19 protein-coding genes are annotated in these 19,667 nt (G+C 65.3%); 15 read left to right on the forward strand and 4 right to left on the reverse strand.

The window, feature by feature from the left end:
• Positions 1-2 precede the first annotated feature (2 nt).
• The 4 genes from rpsA to lapB all read left to right on the forward strand — a co-directional run bounded on the left by rpsA (position 3) and on the right by lapB (position 3,609).
• The gene (gene rpsA / locus CAP37_RS11630) at positions 3-1,688 is read left to right on the forward strand and encodes a 30S ribosomal protein S1 (RefSeq protein ID WP_086124301.1); all 1,686 of its coding nucleotides are present in this window, start codon (positions 3-5) and stop codon (positions 1,686-1,688) included.
• Positions 1,689-1,786: 98 nt separating this feature from the next.
• Positions 1,787-2,107 carry an integration host factor subunit beta gene (locus tag CAP37_RS11635; protein WP_086124302.1) on the forward strand — a complete coding sequence of 107 codons (321 nt, stop codon included), beginning with the start codon at positions 1,787-1,789 and terminating at the stop codon, positions 2,105-2,107.
• A gap of 58 nt (positions 2,108-2,165) precedes the next feature.
• Positions 2,166-2,474 (forward strand): lipopolysaccharide assembly protein LapA domain-containing protein, encoded by a 309-nt coding sequence (locus CAP37_RS11640; protein WP_086124303.1) that lies wholly within the window; start codon positions 2,166-2,168, stop codon positions 2,472-2,474.
• Positions 2,464-3,609, forward strand: a complete 1,146-nt coding sequence (gene lapB / locus CAP37_RS11645; protein ID WP_086124304.1) for a lipopolysaccharide assembly protein LapB — start codon at positions 2,464-2,466, stop codon at positions 3,607-3,609. The genes CAP37_RS11640 and lapB overlap by 11 nt, the downstream gene beginning before the upstream one ends.
• A gap of 13 nt (positions 3,610-3,622) precedes the next feature.
• Here the strand turns inward: lapB and CAP37_RS11650 are convergent, their stop codons facing one another.
• Positions 3,623-7,246 carry a hydantoinase B/oxoprolinase family protein gene (locus CAP37_RS11650; RefSeq protein ID WP_086124305.1) on the reverse strand — a complete coding sequence of 1,208 codons (3,624 nt, stop codon included), beginning with the start codon at positions 7,244-7,246 and terminating at the stop codon, positions 3,623-3,625.
• A 5-nt stretch (positions 7,247-7,251) separates the two neighbouring features.
• The gene (locus CAP37_RS11655) at positions 7,252-7,791 is read right to left on the reverse strand and encodes a winged helix DNA-binding protein (protein WP_086124306.1); all 540 of its coding nucleotides are present in this window, start codon (positions 7,789-7,791) and stop codon (positions 7,252-7,254) included.
• Between the two features lie 177 nt (positions 7,792-7,968).
• Between CAP37_RS11655 and CAP37_RS11660 the strand changes: the two genes are divergently transcribed.
• The 5 genes from CAP37_RS11660 to crcB all read left to right on the forward strand — a co-directional run bounded on the left by CAP37_RS11660 (position 7,969) and on the right by crcB (position 12,219).
• A complete protein-coding gene (locus CAP37_RS11660; protein WP_086124307.1) occupies positions 7,969-8,943 on the forward strand; it encodes a TRAP transporter substrate-binding protein in 975 nt (324 codons plus the stop codon).
• A complete protein-coding gene (locus CAP37_RS11665; RefSeq protein WP_086124308.1) occupies positions 8,944-9,447 on the forward strand; it encodes a TRAP transporter small permease in 504 nt (167 codons plus the stop codon).
• Positions 9,440-10,735, forward strand: a complete 1,296-nt coding sequence (locus CAP37_RS11670; protein WP_086124309.1) for a TRAP transporter large permease — start codon at positions 9,440-9,442, stop codon at positions 10,733-10,735. Before CAP37_RS11665 ends, CAP37_RS11670 begins: the two co-directional genes overlap by 8 nt.
• Positions 10,736-10,810: 75 nt before the next feature.
• Positions 10,811-11,806: a recombination-associated protein RdgC gene (locus CAP37_RS11675; RefSeq protein ID WP_086124310.1), complete on the forward strand. Its 996-nt coding sequence runs from the start codon at positions 10,811-10,813 to the stop codon at positions 11,804-11,806.
• A 29-nt stretch (positions 11,807-11,835) separates the two neighbouring features.
• A complete protein-coding gene (crcB, locus tag CAP37_RS11680) occupies positions 11,836-12,219 on the forward strand; it encodes a fluoride efflux transporter CrcB (protein WP_086124311.1) in 384 nt (127 codons plus the stop codon).
• On the opposite strand, the gene CAP37_RS11685 is transcribed toward crcB, so the two are convergent.
• Complete coding sequence (locus tag CAP37_RS11685) at positions 12,216-12,608, reverse strand: VOC family protein (protein ID WP_086124312.1); 393 nt, start codon at positions 12,606-12,608, stop codon at positions 12,216-12,218. The genes crcB and CAP37_RS11685 overlap by 4 nt on opposite strands.
• Positions 12,609-12,730: 122 nt before the next feature.
• Complete coding sequence (locus tag CAP37_RS11690; RefSeq protein ID WP_086124313.1) at positions 12,731-13,684, reverse strand: YafY family protein; 954 nt, start codon at positions 13,682-13,684, stop codon at positions 12,731-12,733.
• Positions 13,685-13,763: 79 nt separating this feature from the next.
• Between CAP37_RS11690 and CAP37_RS11695 the strand changes: the two genes are divergently transcribed.
• From CAP37_RS11695 to CAP37_RS11720, 6 genes are all read left to right on the forward strand, one after another.
• Positions 13,764-14,489, forward strand: a complete 726-nt coding sequence (locus tag CAP37_RS11695) for an NIPSNAP family protein (protein WP_086124314.1) — start codon at positions 13,764-13,766, stop codon at positions 14,487-14,489.
• Positions 14,490-14,501: 12 nt separating this feature from the next.
• The gene (locus tag CAP37_RS11700; RefSeq protein ID WP_086124315.1) at positions 14,502-14,999 is read left to right on the forward strand and encodes a DUF1579 domain-containing protein; all 498 of its coding nucleotides are present in this window, start codon (positions 14,502-14,504) and stop codon (positions 14,997-14,999) included.
• A 35-nt stretch (positions 15,000-15,034) separates the two neighbouring features.
• Positions 15,035-15,511 (forward strand): hypothetical protein, encoded by a 477-nt coding sequence (locus CAP37_RS11705; RefSeq protein ID WP_086124316.1) that lies wholly within the window; start codon positions 15,035-15,037, stop codon positions 15,509-15,511.
• Positions 15,512-15,586: 75 nt separating this feature from the next.
• Positions 15,587-16,657, forward strand: a complete 1,071-nt coding sequence (locus tag CAP37_RS11710) for a flavodoxin family protein (RefSeq protein WP_086124317.1) — start codon at positions 15,587-15,589, stop codon at positions 16,655-16,657.
• Positions 16,658-16,796: 139 nt separating this feature from the next.
• A complete protein-coding gene (locus CAP37_RS11715; RefSeq protein WP_086124318.1) occupies positions 16,797-17,264 on the forward strand; it encodes a (2Fe-2S)-binding protein in 468 nt (155 codons plus the stop codon).
• 13 nt (positions 17,265-17,277) lie between these two features.
• Positions 17,278-19,659: a xanthine dehydrogenase family protein molybdopterin-binding subunit gene (locus CAP37_RS11720; protein WP_086124319.1), complete on the forward strand. Its 2,382-nt coding sequence runs from the start codon at positions 17,278-17,280 to the stop codon at positions 19,657-19,659.
• Positions 19,660-19,667 lie beyond the last annotated feature (8 nt).

Here is a 19,667-nt window from a genome sequence, read left to right on the forward strand (position 1 = left end):
CAATGTCTGAATCTTTTGCCGCCCTGTTCGAAGAGTCCCTCAAACGCGCCGAAATGCGCTCGGGCGAAGTCATCACCGCTGAGGTCGTTCGCATCGAACACAGCCACGTGGTGGTCAACGCCGGTCTGAAGTCGGAAGCCTATGTGCCGCTGGCCGAATTCAAGAACGATCTGGGTGAACTCGAAGTGCAGGTGGGCGACTTCGTGGCGGTTGCCATCGACTCCGTTGAAAACGGCTTCGGCGACACGCTGCTCTCGCGCGACAAGGCCAAGCGCCTCGCGTCCTGGATGTCCCTGGAGAAGGCGCTGGAGTCCGGCGAATTCGTCACCGGCACCACCTCCAGCAAGGTCAAGGGCGGCCTCAAGGTCATGGTCAACGGCATCAGCGCCTTCCTGCCGGGCTCGCTGGTCGACAGCCGTCCCACCAAGGACCTCACGCCTTACGAAAACAAGACCCTGGAATTCAAGGTCATCAAGCTGGACCGCAAGCGCAACAACGTGGTGCTGAGCCGCCGCGCCGTGGTGGAAGCCTCCATGGGCGAAGAGCGCGCCAAGCTGATGGACACCCTGAAGGAAGGCGCCATCGTGCACGGCGTGGTCAAGAACATCACCGAATACGGTGCGTTCGTGGACCTCGGCGGCATCGACGGCCTGCTGCACATCACCGACATGGCATGGCGCCGTGTTCGCCACCCGAGCGAAGTGGTCACGGCTGGTCAGGAAATCACCGCCAAGATCCTCAAGTTCGACACCGAGAAGCACCGCGTCTCGCTGGGCCTCAAGCAAATGGGCGATGACCCGTGGATGGGCGTTTCGCGCCGCTACCCGCAAGGCACGCGCATGTTCGGCAAGATCACCAACATCGCCGACTACGGCGCGTTCGTGGAACTCGAGCCGGGCATTGAAGGCCTGGTGCACGTGTCTGAAATGGACTGGACCAACAAGAACGTGGCCCCGTCCAAGCTGGTGTCGCTGGGCGACGAAGTCGAAGTCATGGTGCTCGACATCGACGAAGACAAGCGCCGCATCTCGCTGGGCATGAAGCAGTGCCGCGCCAACCCCTGGCACGAGTTCGCAGAAGCCACCAAGCGCGGTGACCGCGTCAAGGGCCCCATCAAGTCGATCACCGACTTCGGCGTGTTCGTCGGTCTGGCCGCTGGCATCGATGGCCTGGTGCACCTGTCCGACCTGTCCTGGAACGAAACCGGCGAAGCCGCCGTTCGCAACTACAAGAAGGGCCAGGAAGTCGAAGCCATCGTGCTGGCCATCGACGTGGAGCGCGAGCGCATCTCCCTGGGCATCAAGCAGCTCGACGGCGACCCGTTCACCACCTTCGTGTCGGTGAACGACAAGGGTTCCATCGTGACCGGCAAGGTCAAGACCGTGGACGCCAAGGGTGCCGAGATCGATCTGGGCGAAGAAGTGATGGGCTATCTGCGCGCCAGCGAAATCAGCCGCGACCGCGTGGAAGACGCGCGCAACATGCTGAAGGAAGGCGACGAAGTCACCACCGTGGTGGTGAACATCGACCGCAAGACGCGCAACATCCAGTTGTCCATCAAGGCCAAGGACGCCGCCGACCAGCAGGAAGCCATGGCCAGCCTGAGCCAGCAGTCTTCCCGCGAAAACGCCGGCACCACCAGCCTGGGCGCCCTGCTGCGCGCAAAGCTGGACAACAACAACGGCTGATCGGTCGATCGGGCGCCCGGAGGTGGGCGCCGAGCGGGTTCATCCCTGCTTGGCGCTCCATCGAAAGGTGCCCGGCGCCTCCACGCTGAAACCCTGACATGACACGCTCCGACCTCGTTGAGGCCCTTGCCAGCCGCTTCGGCCAGCTCACTCACCGTGACGCCGAATTTGCCGTCAAGGCCATCCTGGATGCCATGGGCGATGCCCTGGTCAAGGGACACCGGATCGAGATCCGTGGCTTTGGCAGCTTCTCGGTCAATCGCCGCTCACCCCGCATCGGGCGCAACCCGCGTTCGGGCGAAAGCGTGATGATCCCGGAGAAACGCGTGCCTCACTTCAAGCCAGGCAAAGCCTTGCGCGAGCAGGTGGACGCCAAGACCGCCGAGATCCTCGGGCGGGACCCGGCCAAGCCGGAGTGACGGACACTATCGAGCGGCAACCTGATCGCTACAATCGCCCCACCACAAAGGGGACGACGTGAAATACCTGATGTGGCTGCTCAACGCAGCCATTTTTTTTGTGCTGTTCGCCTTCGCGCTGAACAACCAGGACAGCGTGACGCTGCACCTGTTTTTCGGGGCCAGCTGGCAGGCACCCCTGGTGCTGGTGATCCTGGTCGCGCTCGTGGTCGGGGTCGCCCTCGGTGTGGCCGTGATGCTGCCGCTGTGGCTTCGCGCCAAGAAGGCCCGGCGACAGGCCGCCACCAACTCCATGCTGGCCAGTACCGCCTTCGACGCAGACTCCACCCTGCTCCCCGACCCGAACGACCGCCGGCATGGACTTTGATTTCACCTGGCTGCTGTGGGGCCTGCCGCTGGCCTTTGCCATGGGCTGGGCGGCCTCCCGGCTCGACCTGCGCCAGTGGCGCATGGAAAGCCGCCAGGCGCCCAAGGCCTATTTCCGCGGACTGAATCACCTGCTCAACGAGCAGCAAGACCAGGCCATCGACGCTTTCATTGAAGCGGTGCAGGGCGACCCCGACACCGCCGAACTGCACTTCGCGCTGGGCAATCTTTTTCGACGCCGCGGCGACTACGACCGGGCCGTGCGCGTGCACGAGCACCTGCTCTCGCGAGCCGACATCAGCCGCAAAGACCGCGACCGAGCGCAGCATGCGCTCGCGCTGGATTTCCTCAAGGCGGGCTTGCTCGACCGCGCCGAAGCGGCACTGCACAAGCTGCAGGGTTCAGCCTTCGAAGGCGAAGCCTTGCTCGCGCTGCTTGGCATTTACGAACGGTCACGCGATTGGCCGCGAGCCAAGGAGATTGCGCAGAAACTGGAAGACGCCGAGCAAGGCAGTTTCTCCGGTCGTCTGGCCCACTACCTTTGCGAAGAAGCCGAGCTGGCCCAGCGCAGTGGCGATCAGGGCAAGGCCATGAGCTTGCTGGAGGAAGCGGTGCAGCGGGCGCCGCAGCTCGCGCGCGGCTGGATGGCGCTCTCGACTCAAAAATCGCTCGCGGGCGATGCACAGGGAGCCTTTGAAGCGCTGCGCAAGCTGCACAAGCATGCACCGCAAGGTCTGCCGCTGGCCGCCGGCATGCTGGCTGACCTGGCGCGCCAGACCGCACGCCAGGCCGAAGCGGTGCTGCTGCTTCAAGAGGCCCAATCGCGCGCGCCATCTATCGACATCACGGAAGCCCTGGCCAGTCTCAGCGATGGATCTGCCGAAGTGCGAGCGCACTACCTGCAGCACCTGGAGCGCGAGCCCTCGCTGGTGATCACCGCCCAGTGGCTGGCGGGTGAAACACTCTCGAACCCTGAGGCGCAAGAGCGTGTGAAGCTCTCGCTGGAGCAGGCCAGCGCACCGCTGCGGCGTTACCGTTGTGCCGCCTGCGGTTTCGAAGCCCGCCAGCACTTCTGGCAGTGCCCGGGCTGCCAGGCCTGGGACAGCTACCCGGCAAGGCGAGTCGAAGAGCTTTGACGCCCTCAGCGACTCAGACCTCGCCGTAGCCACCCCCACCGGGTGTGTGGATCTCGAAGATGTCGCCGGGTTTCATTTCGGCCTGTCCGATGTGGGCCAGCTCCTCCACCGAGCCATCCGCCCGCACCACGCGGTTGATGCCCACCTGCCCAGGCTGGCCACCGGCCATGCCGAAGGCGCCGTGAATGCGGCCATTGGACAAAATGCTGGCCGTCATGTCTTCAAGAAAGCGCACGCGGCGCACGCCACCGTTGCCGCCTTTCCAGCGACCCACGCCACCAGAGTCGTGCCGGATCTCGTAGCTTTCCAGCCGCACCGGAAAGCGGAACTCCAGCACCTCCGGGTCGGTGAGGCGGGAATTGGTCATGTGGGTCTGCACCACGCTGGTTCCATCGAAACCCTCACCCGCGCCGCTGCCACCGGAGATGGTTTCGTAGTACTGGTGCGAGGCGTTGCCGAAGGTGAAGTTGTTCATGGTGCACTGGCTTGCGGCCATCACGCCGAGCGCACCGTAGAGCGCATTCGTGATGCAGCTTGAAGTCTCCACGTTGCCCGCCACCACGGAAGCGGGTGGGTTGGGGTTGAGCATGGAGCCAGTCGGGATGATCACCTTGAGCGGTTTGAGACAGCCTGCGTTGAGCGGGATGTCGTCGTTCACCAGCGTGCGAAACACATAGAGCACCGCCGCCATGCACACCGCCGTGGGGGCGTTGAAGTTGTTGAGCTGCTGCGCCGAGGTGCCGGTGAAATCGATCTCGGCACTGCGCTGCGCCGTGTTCACGCGCACCGCCACCTGAATCTGTGCGCCGTTGTCCAGCGGCAGCGTGTACTGCCCATCTTTCAAACGGGTGATGACGCGGCGCACCGATTCCTCGGCGTTGTCCTGCACGTGGCGCATGTAGGCCTGCACCACATCCAGCCCAAACTGCTCGACCATCTTGCGCAGCTCCTGCACGCCTTTCTCGTTTGCCGCGATCTGCGCCTTCAAGTCGGCCATGTTCTGCTGCGGGTTTCGCGAGGGGTATTCGCCGCTCTGCAGCAGCGCCACCATCTCGGCTTCGCGCAGCACGCCCCGGTCGACCAGCTTCACGTTGTTGATCTGCACGCCCTCTTCCTCGATGCGCGTGGAGAACGGGGGCATGGAGCCCGGCGTGGCGCCACCGATGTCGGCATGGTGGCCCCGGCTGCCCACATAAAACAACGGCTTGTCTTGTCCAGCGGAGCCCAGGTAGACCGGCGTGATCACCGTCACGTCGGGCAGGTGGGTGCCACCGTGGTAGGGGTCGTTGAGCACATACACATCGCCCGGATGCATGCGACCTGAGTTCTCGCGGATCACGGTCTTGATGCTCTCGCCCATGGAACCCAGGTGCACCGGCATGTGCGGCGCGTTGGCAATCAGGTTGCCCTCGGCGTCGAACAGCGCGCATGAGAAATCGAGCCGCTCCTTGATGTTGACCGAATAGGCGGTGTTCTGCAGTTGCAGCCCCATCTGCTCGGCGATGTTCATGAAGAGGTTGTTGAACACTTCGAGCAGCACCGGATCCACCGTGGTGCCCAGCGCGTAGGCCGTGTTGCGCGGAACGCGCCGATCCAGCACCAGATGATCGAGCGCGGTGAGCACAGCCTCCCAGCCAGGCTCCACCACCGTGGTGGCGTTCTTTTCGGCCACGATGGCCGGACCGGGGATCACGTCGCCCGGCCGCAGGTCTTCGCGCACCACCAGCGCGGCGTCGAACCACTGGCCGCCCGAGTACATGCGCACGGTCTCGCGCCGGGGAACCTCGCGCGGCTCGTGGGTTTCATGGCGTGGTTCGTGCGGTGCATCGCCCGCCACCACCGCTTCCACTGAGACCGCTTCCACCACGAGGCGCTTGCCCTGCATGAGAAAGGCGAAGCGCTGCCGGTACGCCGCTTCGAAGCCGGCCTGGATGGTGCTGAGGTCGCCGAACGGCACCACCAGCGCGGCGTCGCTGCCCTCATAGCGCACATGCACGCGCCGATGCACCTGCACCGCACCGGCATTCACCTGCTGGCTGCCCAGCTCGGCCTGGGCCGTGGCGGCCAGCGCATCGAGCTTGTCCACCACCGTGGCCAGCGAGGCAGCCGCCAAGGGCAACTCCACCGCCTGCTCGCGGATCACGTTCTGATCGGCCAGGCCCATGCCATAGGCACTGAGTACGCCGGCTAGCGGGTGCACGAACACACGCGTCATGCCCAGCGCATCCGCCACCAGGCAAGCATGCTGGCCACCCGCACCGCCGAAGCATTGCAGCGTGTAGCGCGTCACGTCGTAGCCGCGCGCCACCGAGATCTTCTTGATCGCGTTGGCCATCTGCTGCACGGCAATGTTGATGAAGCCCTCGGCCACTTCCTCGGGCAGGCGGCCGGTCTGCTGCGCCAGCTCGTCAAACTTCGACTGCACCGCCTCCAGGCTGAGCGCTTCGTTGGCCTGCGGCCCGAACACCTTCGGAAAGTGGCGCGGCTGAATCTTGCCGGTCATCACGTTGGCATCGGTCACCGCCAGCGGGCCGCCGCGCCGGTAACTCGCCGGCCCTGGGTTCGCGCCCGCACTCTCGGGGCCGACGCGAAACCGCGCACCGTCGAACGAGAGGATGGAGCCACCGCCCGCCGCGACGGTGTGAATGCTCATCATGGGCGCACGCATGCGCACACCGGCCACCTGCGTCTCGAACTCGCGCTCGAATTCGCCCGCAAAGTGCGACACATCGGTGGACGTGCCCCCCATGTCGAAACCGATCACCTTGACACCGCCTCCCTTCGATCCCTGGCTGTCGGCAAACGCCAGCTGCGCCGTGCGCGCCATGCCCACAATGCCACCCGCCGGGCCGGAAAGAATCGCGTCCTTGCCCTGAAAAGCATGGGCATCGGTCAGGCCGCCGGAGGACTGCATGAAGAACAATTTCACACCGGGCATTTCGCCGGCCACCTGCTCCACGTAGCGCCGCAGGATGGGCGAGAGATAGGCATCGACCACCGTGGTGTCGCCCCGGCTCACGAACTTCATCATCGGGCTGGTTTCGTGCGAGGTGCTCACCTGGGTGAAGCCGACTTCGCGAGCGATGCGGGCGGCCGCTGCTTCGTGCGTGGTGAAACGGTAGCCGTGCATGAAGACAATGGCCACGCTGCGCAGGCCGGTGCCGTGCGCAGCCTGAAGGTCGGCGCGAAGTGCTGCCTCGTCCAGGGGCAGCAGCACGTCGCCCTTCGCACTGAAGCGCTCCTGCGCCTCGATCACATCGCTGTAGAGCAGCTCGGGCAGCACGATGCGGCGATCGAACAGGCGCGGGCGGTTCTGGTAGGCGATGCGCAGAGCGTCGCGGAATCCCCGCGTCGTCACCAGCAGCGTGCGTTCGCCCTTGCGTTCGAGCAGGGCGTTGGTGGCCACGGTGGTCCCCATCTTCACGCATTCCACCTGCTCGGGAGTAACCGGCTCACCGGGCTTGAGCCCCAGCAGGTGGCGGATGCCGGCGACCGCCGCATCGCGGTATTGCTCGGGGTTCTCCGAGAGCAGCTTGTGGGTGACCAGCGAGCCGTCGGGGCGCTTGGCCACGATGTCGGTGAAGGTGCCGCCGCGGTCGATCCAGAACTGCCAGCGCGGGTCTTTTGTCGGAGTCATGTGGTTCAGAGGGATGCGGCCGAACGGGCGGCCTGGTCGTAGATGCCGGAGAGCACGCGAAGCAAGCGGGCGAGCTGACCGATGTCGTGGTTGAGGGCGTCGTCCGCCTTGAGCGCGTCGATCAGGCAACTCTCTCGGATCTCCCGGTACCGCGTGACATAGCCCTTGCCGAGGTCGGTGGAGGCGTAGGTCACTTCCTTGCCGTTCTTGCTGGACTCCACCACCCCCAGACCCTGCAGCTTCTTGAGCGAGTAGTTGATGAGGTGGGTGTCCTCGACGTTCATGATGAACGCGATGTCGGCCAGCCGCTTGTTGCGCGCACGGTGCGTGACGTGGTGCAGCACCAGCACATCGAGCGCCGTGAGGTCCTTCAGACCAGCGGCGCTCATGCAGTGAATCACCCAGCGATGAAACGCATTGCCGGACACGATGAGCCCGAATTCGAACTCGCTCATCTCGGCGCTGCGAGGCGACACCAGGTGCGCGGAGGACACGATGGGCGCCTGTGTCGGGGTTGGCTTGGCACTTGCTTTGGAACGGGCCATGTCAAAAATTCTGCGTCGTTTCGGTGCACGGCAGTTTAGGCGTTATGCCGACGATTTACCAACAATTTGTTGACATCAAGGGAAAGTACCGATCACACTTCGCCCACTCGCCGATAGAGTCCAACCCTGCCGCAAACCGCTGCACGATCCGAGTCCACACCCACCTGGAGCCCTCCCATGAAACGTCGTCTGTTCAGCCTTTCCGTGGCCGCCGCGGCCGCTGCCTTGAGCCTCTCCGCACACGCCCAGACCAAATGGGACCTGCCCGCGGCCTATCCCGCCACCAACTTCCATTCCGTCAACCTCGCCACCTTCGCGGCCGACGTGAACAAGGCCACCGGTGGCAAGCTGCAGATCACGGTGCACCCGGGCGCGTCCCTCTTCAAGGCGCCCGAAATCAAGCGCGCGGTGCAAGGTGGCCAGGCGCAAGCGGGCGAGATCCTGCTGGCGGCCTACCAGAACGAGTGGCAGATGTTCGGCGCCGATGGCCTGCCATTCCTCGCCACCAGCTACGACCAGTCGATGAAGCTCTACAAGGCACAGAAGCCGATCCTGGAGAAGAAGCTCGCCGAGCAGGGCATGCAGTTGCTCTACACCGTGGCCTGGCCACCCCAGGGCATCTACAGCAAGAAGCCCGTGACCAGCGCGGCCGACCTCAAGGGCAGCAAGTGGCGCGCCTACAGCCCGGCCACTTCGCGCATCGCTGAACTGGTGGGCGCACAACCCGTCACGGTGCAGGCCGCCGAGCTCTCGCAGGCGCTGGCCACCGGTGCGGTGGAAGCCAACATGACTTCGGGCGCCACCGGTGTGGACAGCAAGCTCTACGAACACCTGAAGTTCTACTACGACGTGCAGGCCTGGCTGCCGAAGAACGCCGTGATCGTCAACAAGAAAGCTTTCGACGCCCTCGACAAGCCGACGCAGGACGCGCTGCTGAAAGCCGCTGCCGAAGCCGAGACGCGTGGCTGGGCCGCCTCGCAGAAGGTCAACACCGACACGCTGGCCATCCTCAAAACCAACGGCATGGCCGTGGAGCCGCCTTCGGCTGCGCTGAAGGCCGATATGCAGAAAGTCGGCGAGACGATGGTCAAGGAATGGGTGGAAAAAGCCGGTCCTGAAGGCCAGGCCATGCTCGACGCGTACAGGAAGTAAATGCGCCGATCCCTCGACGCGCTCTACACCGGCGCGGCCTGGCTGGCCGCGCTGTTCATGATCGGTGTGCTGGTCATGGTGCTGCTCTCCATGCTGGGGCGCGCGCTGCAGTTCTATGTGCCCGGCACCGACGCCTATGCCGGCTACGCCATGGCGGGCGCCGGTTTCCTGGCGCTGGCGCACACGCTCAAGAGCGGCGAACACATTCGCGTCACGCTGATCATCGGCAAGCTCACCGGTGGCGCGCGTCGCGGACTTGAGCTGTGGTCGCTGTCGGTCGCCGCGGTGCTCGCCGGACTGCTCGCCGTCTACGCGTGGCGACTGGCCTGGCAGTCGCACCAGTTCCACGACATCTCCACCTCGGCCGATGCCACGCCGCTTTGGATCCCGCAGATCCTCATGGGCGTGGGCACCACCGTGCTGCTGGTCGCACTCGTGGACGAATGGGTGCTGGAGCTGCGGCGCAAACGTTCGCACGAAAGCGTGGAGACGCGCCATGAATGAAGTGGTCGTCACCACCTTGCTGATCGTCTCGCTGTTCGTGCTGCTGGGCAGCGGCGTGTGGATCGGGCTCACGCTGGCGGGCGTGGCCTGGATCGGCATGGAGCTCTTTTCTTCGCGCCCCGCTGGCGACGCCATGGCCATCACCATCTGGGGCTCGGCCAGCAGCTGGACGCTGACCGCGCTGCCGTTGTTCGTGTGGATGGGGGAGATCCTGTTCCGCACCAAGCTGTCGGAGAGCATGTTTCGCGGCCTGGCGCCGTGGGTGAACGCCCTGCCCGGCCGGCTACTGCACACCAACATTCTGGGCAGCACCATCTTTGCGGCGGTGTCGGGCTCGTCGGCCGCCACCTGCGCCACCATCGGCAAGATGAGCATTCCGGAGCTCACGAAACGTGGCTACCCGCCCGACAAGATCGTGGGCTCGCTCGGTGGCGCCAGCACGCTGGGCCTGCTGATTCCGCCTTCGATCATCATGATCGTTTACGGGGTTGCTGCAGAGGTGTCGATCGCCAAGCTCTTTGTGGCGGGCGTGCTGCCCGGCCTGCTGCTGGCCTCGCTGTTCAGCGGTCACCTGATGATCTGGGCCCTGCTCAACCCGGACAAGGTGCCGTTGAGCGATACGCGCATGAGCTTCATGGAAAAGCTCAACGAATCGCGCCACCTGATTCCGGTGATCCTGCTGATTGGCGGCGTCATTGGCACGATCTACACCGGCATCGCCACCGCCACCGAGGCGGCCGCCGTGGGTGTTGTGGGCGCGCTCGTTCTTTCTGCCGCACAGGGGTCGCTGAACTGGACCACCTTCCGAGACTCGCTGATGGGTGCCACGCGCCTCTATTGCATGATCGCGCTCATTCTGGCGGGCGCCGCTTTTCTGACCCTGGCCATGGGCTACATCGGGTTGCCGCGTCACCTGGCCGAGTTCGTCACCGGCCTGAATCTCACGCCCGGCGTGCTGCTGCTGGCGCTCGCGCTGTTCTACATCGTGCTCGGCTGTTTCCTCGACGGCATCTCCATGATCGTGCTCACCATGGGCGTGATCCTGCCCACGGTCACGGCCGCTGGCATCGACCTCATCTGGTTCGGCATCTTTGTCGTGATCGTGGTGGAGATGGCGCAGATCACGCCGCCCGTGGGCTTCAACCTGTTCGTGCTGCAAGGCATGACCAAGCGCGAGATCACCTGGATTGCACGGGTCTGCATGCCCTACTTTTTCATCATGGTGCTGGCGGTGCTGCTGCTGTGGTGGTTCCCGCAGATCGTGAGCTGGCTGCCCTCCAGGATGTAGGCACAGGCCATCCTCTAAGATAGGCGGGCCCTGCACCCATTCCGGGTGCAGGGCTTGTTTTTTGAAAGTATTTCCGTGTTCAAGAATGTGACGATCTACCGCATTGCGCCCGGCTGGGCCGCGACGCTGGAATCGATGGAAGCCGCACTCGATGCGGCGCGTTTTGTGCCCTGCGGCGCCACGCAGGACAAGTCGGTCGGCTGGGTGGAGCCGCGCGGCGAGGCGCACGGCCCGTTGGTGGAATCGGTCGCCGGGCAGCGCATCCTGAAGCTGATGATCGAGACCAAAGGCGTGCCCGGTTCGGTGGTGAAAAAGAAGGCGCAGGAAGCGGCCGACCACATCGAGGCCACCACCGGCCGCAAGCCCGGCAAGAAGGAAACCAAAGCCCTGCGGGAAGACGCCTTGCTCGCCCTGCTGCCGCAAGCTTTCGAGCGCCAGTCGTCTGCCTGGGTGTGGATCGATCTGGAGAACGGCTGGCTGGTGACCGACGCCAGCAGCCAGGGCAAACTGGATGAAGTGGTCACAGCGCTGGTGCGCGCTTTCGACGGCCTGGCCATCACCCTGCTGCAAACGGCCGTGACGCCGCAGACCGCCATGACGCAGTGGCTTTCGGCCACCACGCCCGATGAGTGGCCGGGTGGCTTCGCGGTGGAACGCGAATGCGAACTCAAGTCGGGTGACGAAGAAAAGTCTGCCGTGAAATTCACCCGCCACAACCTCGCCACCGACGAGGTGCGCCAGCACATCACGGAAGGCAAGTTGCCCACGCGCCTGGCCATGAGCTGGGAAGGCCGCATCGGCTTCATGCTCACCGAATCCTTGCAGCTCAAGAAAATCGCTTTCCTGGAAGGCGTGTTTGAAGACCGGGGCAGCGAGGACGAGAACGGCTTCGATGCCGATGTGGCGCTGTCCACCGGCGAGCTGCAGAAGCTGCTGCCCGAGCTGATGGAAGCGCTGGGCGGCGAGATGGCGTTTGGCGCTGCGGCCCAAGGGGACGCATCCGCTGCGGCAGCTCCGGTGGAACGGGAAGCGGTCACAGCCGACGCAGACGACGAAGGCCCACCCTTCTGATTTCACACATCCGCTGAAAAGCCACCGCCATGCACAGCGTCATCGCCATCTCCCTCGGTGCCGTGCTCGGCGCCCTGGCGCGTTGGCGCCTCAGCCTGTGGCTCAACCATGGCGCAGCAGTGCTTCCCTGGGGCACGCTGGCCGCCAACTGGGTGGGCGCCTACGCCATCGGGGTAGCCGTGGTGTTCTTCCAGAGCCAGACGCAGATCGACCCTGCCTGGCGGCTGGCCATCATCACCGGCTTTCTGGGCGCACTCACCACGTTCTCCACCTTCTCGGTGGAGGTCATGTCGATGTTGCAACACGGTCGGGTGATGCTGGCCATGGGCACTGCCGCCCTGCATCTGTTCGGCTCGCTGTTGCTCACCTGGCTCGGCATGCGCACCGCAGCCATCTGGTTCACACCGGGTTAGTTGGCGTCCTGCTCGATGTCCTCGTGCAGGCACAGGTAGTTGCCCTCCGGGTCCTTGAACCAGGCGGCTTTTTCCGAGCCAAGAACGCACACATGGTTGACGGTCTTGAAGTCCGGGAAATCGTAGTCTTCGAACACAACGCCCGCCTGCTTCAACGCGCCAATGGCCGCCACGATGTCGGCGACCTGGAAGCTGATCGCCGTGTGGTCTGCTTTGGTTCCTTCCGGCTTGGGGAACAGCGCCAGGGTGCTACCGCCGACCCGATAGACGAACTTGCCGTCCGGTCGCAAACCTCCGGGAACAAGCCCCAGGGGTCCTTCGTAGAATCCGCGTGCCCGAGCCATGTCGATGACCGGGAGCATGGTGGTAACCGTAGCGTGGGTCAGCATATGCAGTCCTTTCTCGGCACAGGAATGACTGGCATCGAAGGCGCCGCCTGGCCTCGGCAAGCCAGCAGATCAGTATAGGACTGGCAGCGATGTCGATCCAGCGCCGCTGGGCGGTCGGACTGCTAGCCCACGGCGTAGAGCGACCGCACCGCCTCAGCCTGCCGGGCCAGGCGCAATCGCAGCGCGGGCGGCGCGAGCACTTCGATCTCGGGCCCGAAGCCCAGCAACTGCCGCGCACCCTGTTCCACCGACTCCACCTGGAACACCACTTCCCCCTCAGCACCTTCCACATAAGGAATGCGCGCGTTCGCCAGCCATTTCAGGCAGCGCGCCGAGACCCGCGCGCGCACCTTCAACTGCCGCAACTCCGTTTCGAAGCGCATCGCTGACGCCTGCCAGGTGCGCGACAGTTCGAAGCTTCTTGGTCGCTTGAATGTCTGGCCCAGATCGCGCAGCGCGAGCAGGCTGGCGAGGCGGTAGTTGCGAAACTCCTTCGCAGGCGTGACGCCGCCAGCAGGGCGGGCCACCAGGTACCAGGCACCGGCTTTCAACACCAGCCCCAGCGGCTCCAGCACGCGCAGCACTTCGCCCTTCCAGCTCTCGTAGCGCACCTCGATGCGGCGCGCGCGCCAGACCGCGTCGGCCACTTCGCGCAAGAACTTTGGTGCATCTTGTGCGCGGTACCAGTCCACCGGGTCGATGTGCAGGCGCTGCCCCACGCGATCGGCCTGCTCGCGCCAGCCGCTGGGCAGGCTGGCCACCATCTTGAGCCGTGCTGAAGCCGCCGCCGCGCCCAGACCCAGCTCGGTGGCCGGCCCTGGCAGACCCGCGAGCAGGAGCGCGTGCGCCTCGGGCTCGGTCATGCCGGTGAGCTGCGTGCTCCAGCCTTCGCGCAACTGAAAGCCCCCCTGCCGTCCGCGAGCACCCCACAGCGGCACGCCCGCGGCCGACAGCTGGTCGATGTCTCGAAGGATGGTGCGCTCCGACACCTCTATGGCCTTAGCCAGCGCACCCGCCGTCATGCGGCCGCGCGCCTGCAACAGCATGAGGATGGACAGCAGACGGCTGGCTTGCATGAGTTGATTTAAACATGACATGCCTTGTCAGGTTATTCCGCGCATCATCGGCGCATCACTTTTTTCAGGAGACTCCCGCATGACCGAATCCCCGATCGTCGAACTGCGCCGCTACACACTCCACCCCGGGCAGCGTGAAGCACTCATCGCGCTGTTCGAGCGCGAATTCATCGAGTCCCAGGAGGCCGAGGGTATGCGCGTGATCGGCCAGTTCAGCGATCTCGACGATGCGAACCGCTTCATCTGGCTGCGCGGCTTTGCCGGCATGACCCAGCGCGCTGCGGGCCTGAACGCGTTCTACGGAGGACCGGTGTGGCAGGCCCACCGCGATGCGGCCAACGCGACCATGGTCGACTCGGACGACGTGCATCTGCTGAAGCCCGCCTGGCCGGGCGCGGGCATCGACGGCGGGGAGCAGCGGGGCGCCGAACCAGGTAGCACAGCGCCTTCGCAAGGTTTGCTGGACGTCACTGTGTTTCCACTGCACGCACCGGCCAGCAGCGATCTGCTGGCGCTCTGCCGCGAGGTGCTGTCGCCTGTGCTGCAGCAAGGCGGCGCACGTCGCGTCGCCTGGTATGTCACCGAGCAGATCCCGAACAACTTTCCCCGTCTGCCGGTGCACGAAGGCCAGCCGGTGCTGGTGGGCCTGGCCCTGTTCGACAGCTCAGACGCCTTGGACGCCTTTGCGCGCAGTGGCGCCTGGGCGCACCAGGCACGGCCCGCCCTCGCCCCCTGGCTGGCTCAACCCGCCCAAAGTCACCGCCTCGTGCCCACCCCTCGCTCGGCGCTGCGCGTCGACATCTGAAAGGACCAAGCCATGACCCATTCCAGCACCCACGATTTCGATTTCCTCCACGGACACTGGCAAGTCAACCACCGGCGTTTGAAGGAACGTCTGTGCGGCAACGACGACTGGGAGACCTTCGATGGCCAGTGCAGCGCGTGGCCGGTGCTGGGCGGCGCCGGCATCGTGGACGACAACCTGCTGCACCTGCCAGCCGGCAGCTACCGCGCCGTCACGCTGCGCACGCACGACGCGAGCACAGGCCTGTGGTCCATCTGGTGGCTCGATGGCCGGCATCCGGGCCGGCTCGACGTGCCCGTGGTCGGCAGTTTCGAAGACGGCGTGGGCACCTTTCACGCGGACGATGTGCTGGATGGCCGGCCCATCCGCGTGCGGTTCCGCTGGAGCGGTACCGACACACCCACTCCCCTTTGGGAACAGGCGTTCTCATCAGATGGTGGCGACACGTGGGAGATCAACTGGACCATGCACTTTGAACGCACAATGCCCCCTGCGGATGGCGCTCACTGAAACCTTTGTGGCGCTGGTTTGCTCCAACGCCCCACATGCTCAAGTTCCTGCTTTCCACCACCCTCTTCTTCCTGGCCGCCACCGCGTCGGCCCAATCGCTGTGGCGCGACGTGCCAGCCGGCGCGTCGCCTGCCGAGGTGTTGGCGTTGATTCCGGAAGCCCGCCCCGTATCGCGTGGCCCGGTGCTGCTGGAAATTCCACGCCACGAACTGCTGGACGCCACGTTTTCGGTGGCATTCGAGTTCGAGCAGGACAAGTTGAAAGGCATCACGCTGCGTTCGCAGGCGGCCACCGCCAATGAGGCGCGTGCCCTGGCCCAGCGTCTCACCGCTTCGCTGCGTTCGCGCTACGGCCTGGAGATCAGCACCAAGAGCCGGCAGGACGACGTGATCCCCGGCATCGACCGCAAGTGGTCGTCCCGAAAATCCAGCATCCATCTGCAGGTTGTCGAGGGCAGCGTGGTTCGCCTTCACTACCAGGCCGAGGCCACGCGCAGCGCCAGCCAGCTCTGAGGGTGCGTCAGCGAACAGACGTACGCCCCGCGCAGATTCCACAGTGGTGGCTCCAGCCACTGCACCGGAGCCCGGATGATCCGCATACGAAAAGGCCAGGCGCCAGAAACTTTGTCGCGACAGCGATTTGCCGAACGCTTTCGCGCGTCGTTCATGGACCCGGCCTTCCGCGCCGAAGACGCCAGCATCGAGCGGCTTGAAGCCATCGCCTGGGAGGCCTACACCGAGGGCCGCAAGGCGCCGGTGACGCAGAAGGCCGGCGCAGGGTATGCCGACCCCGACTACGACCTGTCGTCGGAATGGGTGACCACCAGGCAGCGCATCGATGCGGCGCAGACCCGCTGGGCGCTGCCGGACACAACTTCGCGCGTGCTGCTGGTGTGCGGCTCTGCTCGCAACGACGGCACCTGCCCGGGCGAAGTGTCCAAATCGTTCCGCCTCACCGAGATCGCCCGCGAAGCGCTGGCGCAGCAGCAGATCGAGCCCGACGTGCTGGATCTGAGCCTGCTCACTTCCGAATACGCCCTGCATATTCACCCCTGCAAAGGCTGCGTGTCCACCGCCATGCCGCTGTGCCACTGGCCCTGCAGCTGTTACCCCAACCACGCCCTGAACCAGACGCACGACTGGATGGCGGAAATCTACGAACGCTGGACCGCCGCGCACGCGGTGATCATCGTCACCCCGGTGTACTGGTACCAGAGCCCCAGCCCGCTCAAGCTCATGATCGACCGCCTGGTGTGCGCCGACGGCGGCAACCCCGATCCCACCTCCACGGGCGGCAAGAAGCCCGAGAAAGCCAAGGCGCTGGAGATGGCCGGCTGGGACTACCCCAAGCACCTCGAAGGGCGCGCCTATGGCCTGGTGGTGCACGGCGACGTGGCCGGCATCGAAGGTTCCCGCCGATCGCTTTCTGACTGGCTGGACTGGATGGGCTTCATCGACGCCGGGGACCAGGCGCGGCTGGACCGCTACATCGGCTACTACGAGCCCTACGCCACCAGCCACGACACACTGGACGCGGATGCTGCCATGCAGCAAGAGACGCGCAACGTGGCGCTGGCCGTGGCGCACGCCGTGGCCGAACTGCGCGCCGGCCGGCTGCAGGCCGTGCAAGCCCGCCTGCAGCGCCCCAGGCCGAAGTAGCCGGGGTCTGTCGCGCGGCGGTCAAGTCTCAATTTGAGAATGATTGCGGCCGGCCGGGTGTTTTGAGGGTTAACCCGGAATCCGGGCTCTTGCCTGCGTGCTCAACTTGTCGCGCCCCCACTCAAAACAGGAGACAAGCATGCAGGTTCAACTCAGGGTCAACGGCAAAGCCGTGACCGTCGATGCGGCGCCGCACACGTTGCTGGTGCAGACCCTTCGAGAACAACTCAAGCTCACCGGCACCCATGTGGGCTGCGACACCGCGCAGTGCGGCGCCTGCACCGTGATGGTCGACGGCCGAGCGGTCAAGTCGTGCAATGTGCTGCTGGCCCAGGTGGCCGGCACCGAGGTCACCACCATCGAGGGCCTGGCCAGTGCCGACGGCACCATGCACCCGATGCAGAACGCGTTCAAGGAGTGCCACGGCCTGCAGTGCGGCTTCTGCACCCCCGGCATGGTCATGAGCGCGGTGAGCCTTTGCAAGTCCAACCCGGGCGCGAGCGCAACCGAGGTGCGCGAGCAGCTCGAAGGCAACATGTGCCGCTGCACCGGATACCAGAACATCGTCAAGGCCGTGCAGCAAGGTGCTGCCGCCATGAAGGCCTGAAGGAGAAAACATCATGGGTGCATCCGACTTCTCCAAACTCCCCCACATCGGCGAATCCTTGCTGCGCAAGGAAGACTACCGCTTCCTCACCGGCGCGGGCCAGTACACCGACGACATCGTGCTGCCCAACATGCACCACGCGATCTTCGTGCGCTCGCCGCACGCCCACGCCAACATTCGCAAGATCGACAAGGCTGCCGCGCTGAAGGCGCCGGGTGTCATCGGCATCTTCGACGGCAGCGACGTCGCGGCCGACAAGATTGCCGGCCTGCCCTGCGGCTGGCTGATCACCGACACCGCCGGCCAGCCGATGAAGGAGCCACCGCACCCGATCCTGGCTTTCCAGAAGGTGCGCTACGTGGGTGACCACGTGGCCATGGTGGTGGCCGACACGCTGGAAAACGCGAAGAACGCCGCCGAGCTGGTGGACGTGGACTACGAGCCGCTGGCCGCCGTGGTCGATGTGCGCGACGCCAAAAAGGCGGGTGCGCCCGCACTGCATGAAGCCGCTGCCGATAACCACTGCTACAAGTGGGCGATTGGCGACCAGGGGCAGGTGGACGCCGCGTTCGCTGGTGCCGCGCATGTGACGAAGATCGACCTGATCAACAACCGGCTCGCGCCCAACCCGATGGAGCCGCGCGCGGCGATTGCCACCTACAACCGCGCTGGCGACGACTACACGCTGTATGTGGCCAACCAGAATCCGCACGTGGAACGTCTGCTGATGACGGCTTTTGTGCTCGGCCTGCCCGAGCACAAGGTGCGCGTGATCGCGCCCGACGTGGGTGGCGGCTTCGGCGCCAAGATCTTCCTGTATGCCGAAGACGTGTGCCTCACCTGGGCGTCCAAGAAGCTCAACTGCGCGATCAAGTGGAACTGCGACCGCTCGGAAGCCTTCCTGTGCGACGCCCATGGCCGCGACCACGTGACGCACGCCGAGATGGCGCTCGACAAGGACGGCCACTTCCTCGCCTTCAAGGTGCACACCGACGCCAACCTCGGCGCCTACCTCTCCACCTTCTCCACCGCCGTGCCCACCATCCTGTACGCCACGCTGCTCGCCGGCCAGTACAAGACCCCGCAGGTGTATGTGGAGGTGGACGCCTGGTTCACCAACACCTCGCCGGTGGACGCCTACCGGGGTGCCGGACGGCCTGAGGCCACCTACCTGCTCGAGCGCATCGTGAGCCGCGCCGCGTGGGAAACGGGGCTCTCGCAGGACGAGATCCGCCGCCGCAACTTCATCACCGAGTTCCCGTACCAGACGCCGGTGGCGCTGCAGTACGACACGGGCGATTTCCCGGCCTGTATGGCCAAGGCCAACGAACTGGCTGAAATGGCCACCTTCGAGCAGCGCAAGTCGGCCTCCAAGGCCAAGGGCCTGCTGCGCGGCGTGGGCTACAGCAGCTACATCGAGGCCTGTGGTCTCGCACCATCGAACGTGGCGGGCGCGCTCGGTGCGCGCGCCGGTCTGTTCGAATGCGGCGAAGTTCGCGTGCATCCCACCGGCAGTGTGACCGTGTTCACCGGTTCGCACAGCCACGGCCAGGGGCACGAAACCACGTTTGCGCAGGTGGTGGCTTCGCGCCTGGGGCTTGACCCGTCTCAAGTGGACATCGTGCACGGCGACACCGGCCGCGTGCCCTTCGGCATGGGCACGTACGGCTCGCGCTCCATCTCGGTGGGCGGCGCGGCCATCATGCGCGCGCTCGACAAGATCGAAGCCAAGGCCAAGAAGATCGCGGCCCACCTCATGGAAACCGGCGACGCCGACGTGGACTTCGCCAACGGCGAGTTCACGGTGAAGGGCACCGACAAGAAGGTCACCTTCGGCCAGGTCGCGCTCACCGCCTACGTGCCGCACAACTACCCGCTGGACAAACTGGAGCCGGGCCTGAACGAAACCGCGTTCTACGACCCGACCAACTTCACCTTCCCCGCCGGCACCCACATCTGCGAAGTGGAGGTGGACCCGAACACCGGCGTGGTGCGCATCGACCGCTTCACCGCGGTGGACGACTTCGGCACCATCATCAACCCGATGATCGTGGAGGGCCAGGTGCACGGCGGCCTCACGCAGGGCATCGGCCAGGCGCTGCTGGAGAACTGCGTGTACGACCGCGAAACGGGTCAGCTCGTCACCGGCTCGTTCATGGACTACGCCATGCCGCGCGCCGACGATGTGCCGGACTTCCGGCTCGGTACGGTGTGCACGCCCTGCACCACCAACCCGCTGGGCACCAAGGGCTGCGGCGAGGCCGGCGCCATTGGCTCACCGCCCGCCGTGATCAATGCGGTGCTCGACGCACTGGCGCCGCTGGGCGTGAAGGACCTCGACATGCCCGCCAGCCCGAGCCGTGTGTGGGAAGCCATCCGCGCCGCCAAGAAGTAAGGAGCACA

Source organism: Hydrogenophaga sp. IBVHS1 (assembly GCF_002127265.1).
Lineage (GTDB): Bacteria > Pseudomonadota > Gammaproteobacteria > Burkholderiales > Burkholderiaceae_C > Hydrogenophaga.

What these genes read in the sequence shown, in the direction of transcription:
- rpsA (WP_086124301.1), top strand. Translation starts at nt 3, where the DNA reads ATGTCTGAATCTTTTGCCGCCCTGTTCGAAGAGTCCCTCAAACGCGCC.
- CAP37_RS11635 (WP_086124302.1), top strand. Translation starts at nt 1,787, where the DNA reads ATGACACGCTCCGACCTCGTTGAGGCCCTTGCCAGCCGCTTCGGCCAG.
- lapB (WP_086124304.1), top strand. Translation starts at nt 2,464, where the DNA reads ATGGACTTTGATTTCACCTGGCTGCTGTGGGGCCTGCCGCTGGCCTTT.
- CAP37_RS11650 (WP_086124305.1), bottom strand. Translation starts at nt 7,246, where the DNA reads ATGACTCCGACAAAAGACCCGCGCTGGCAGTTCTGGATCGACCGCGGC.
- CAP37_RS11655 (WP_086124306.1), bottom strand. Translation starts at nt 7,791, where the DNA reads ATGGCCCGTTCCAAAGCAAGTGCCAAGCCAACCCCGACACAGGCGCCC.
- CAP37_RS11660 (WP_086124307.1), top strand. Translation starts at nt 7,969, where the DNA reads ATGAAACGTCGTCTGTTCAGCCTTTCCGTGGCCGCCGCGGCCGCTGCC.
- CAP37_RS11665 (WP_086124308.1), top strand. Translation starts at nt 8,944, where the DNA reads ATGCGCCGATCCCTCGACGCGCTCTACACCGGCGCGGCCTGGCTGGCC.
- CAP37_RS11670 (WP_086124309.1), top strand. Translation starts at nt 9,440, where the DNA reads ATGAATGAAGTGGTCGTCACCACCTTGCTGATCGTCTCGCTGTTCGTG.
- crcB (WP_086124311.1), top strand. Translation starts at nt 11,836, where the DNA reads ATGCACAGCGTCATCGCCATCTCCCTCGGTGCCGTGCTCGGCGCCCTG.
- CAP37_RS11685 (WP_086124312.1), bottom strand. Translation starts at nt 12,608, where the DNA reads ATGCTGACCCACGCTACGGTTACCACCATGCTCCCGGTCATCGACATG.
- CAP37_RS11690 (WP_086124313.1), bottom strand. Translation starts at nt 13,684, where the DNA reads ATGCAAGCCAGCCGTCTGCTGTCCATCCTCATGCTGTTGCAGGCGCGC.
- CAP37_RS11695 (WP_086124314.1), top strand. Translation starts at nt 13,764, where the DNA reads ATGACCGAATCCCCGATCGTCGAACTGCGCCGCTACACACTCCACCCC.
- CAP37_RS11700 (WP_086124315.1), top strand. Translation starts at nt 14,502, where the DNA reads ATGACCCATTCCAGCACCCACGATTTCGATTTCCTCCACGGACACTGG.
- CAP37_RS11705 (WP_086124316.1), top strand. Translation starts at nt 15,035, where the DNA reads ATGCTCAAGTTCCTGCTTTCCACCACCCTCTTCTTCCTGGCCGCCACC.
- CAP37_RS11710 (WP_086124317.1), top strand. Translation starts at nt 15,587, where the DNA reads ATGATCCGCATACGAAAAGGCCAGGCGCCAGAAACTTTGTCGCGACAG.
- CAP37_RS11715 (WP_086124318.1), top strand. Translation starts at nt 16,797, where the DNA reads ATGCAGGTTCAACTCAGGGTCAACGGCAAAGCCGTGACCGTCGATGCG.
- CAP37_RS11720 (WP_086124319.1), top strand. Translation starts at nt 17,278, where the DNA reads ATGGGTGCATCCGACTTCTCCAAACTCCCCCACATCGGCGAATCCTTG.